The 1,350-nt window shown below is 73.4% G+C and carries 2 protein-coding genes; both read right to left on the bottom strand.

Annotation, left to right across the window (positions count from 1 at the left end; all coding sequences use genetic code 11):
* Positions 1–1,133, bottom strand: a 1,133-nt coding sequence (locus tag BAY1663_RS22725) for a DUF3482 domain-containing protein (protein WP_037045403.1), incomplete at its 3' end; no start/stop codon positions are given.
* The coding region (locus tag BAY1663_RS22720; RefSeq protein ID WP_037045401.1) for a DUF2868 domain-containing protein at positions 1,126–1,350 on the bottom strand (225 nt) is incomplete at its 5' end. The genes BAY1663_RS22720 and BAY1663_RS22725, both read right to left, overlap by 8 nt.

Here is a 1,350-nt window from a genome sequence, read left to right as displayed (position 1 = left end):
AGGCGCAGCACGGCGTCGTCGACGCTCAGTTCGCGCTGGCCCTTGAGCTTGCCGAGCAGGCGGTTGCCATAGTGCCGCGCGGTCTGCGCGCCGCCACCGGCGATCGCGCCGAGCAGCGCCGCCGCGCCGAGGGTGATGCCGCCGACCATCAGGTCGACCCCGGCGCCCGCCGCGGCACCGGCGGCCATGCCGCCGCCGATCTTCACGCCGAGCTGTTTCAGCGTTTCCGGATTGAACAGGTCGTCGCCCCAGCGCCCGTCGAGCAGCGGCAGGTCGTGGGCCTCGGCGTCCTCCCGGCGGAAGGCATACAGCCGCAGCAGCGCCTCGACGCAGCGCTGCTCGCGGGCGCGCACCGCATCGTGCAGTTCGCCGATGGCGCGGCGCTCCAGCTCCGCCTGCGCGGCGACGCTGCGGCGGCAGGCGGCGACATCCACCAGCAGCTCGGCGATCAGCCGCTGGCCGCTGGCCAGGCGTGCTTCGGCCTGGGCCTCGTGATCCTCGATCAGCCGCTGCAACTTCGGTCGCGCCTGCTCCAGCAGCAGCGCCAGGCTTTCGTACAGCCGCCGCTCGCCGTCCAGCGGCGGCGCCACGCTGTCGAAGCGCACCAGCGCATGCAGGCCGAGCCGCGCCAGGGCCTGGCGCCATTCCTCCTCGCGATGGCCGGGCTGGGCGACGAAGTTGAGCACCGGCAACAGCGGCTTGCCGCAGCCGGCGAGCACCGCCAGCTCGTCCTTGTACTTGGCCAGCACCGGCTCGCGGGCATCGATCACGTAGAGCCCGGCGTCGCTGGCCAAGAGCTGGCGCAGCACCTTGGCCTCCTGCTCGAAGCGCTGGCGCGCCTCGCTGCCGTCGAGAAAGCGTGCGGTGCGCGCCGGGCCGTCGAGGCGCTCGCCGGGGCGCTCCAGGCGTTCGAGGTAGTCGAGCAGGGCGATGGCGTCTTCCAGCCCCGGGGTGTCGTAGAGCTCCAGCAGCGGCTCGCCGTCCACCGACAGCCGCGCGCCTTCGACATGGCGGGTGGTGCTCGGCCGGTGCGAGACCTCGCCGAAGCCGATGTCGCGGGTCAGGGTGCGCAGCAGCGAGGTCTTGCCGACGTTGGTATGGCCGACCACGGCGAGTTTCAGCGCGTCAGTCATGGCCGTGCTCCAGCCAGCCCAGCGGCGCGCAGCTGGAATGCGCCAGGCCCAGGGCATCCAGCGCCTGGTGCCAGTCTTCCAGGCGCGCGCTGTCCAGCGCCTCGCCCGGGGGGGCCTGCAGCAGCCAGACGCGAGTCGCTGCCGCGCAGCGCGACAGTTCGCCGATCAGCGCCAGCGTGCCGCGATCCGGCGAGCGCCGCGGGTCGCAGGCGATGGC

The organism is Pseudomonas sp. BAY1663 (assembly GCF_000582595.1).
GTDB lineage: Bacteria > Pseudomonadota > Gammaproteobacteria > Pseudomonadales > Pseudomonadaceae > Stutzerimonas > Stutzerimonas stutzeri_AF.
This window is presented reverse-complemented; position numbering and strand designations above follow the sequence as displayed.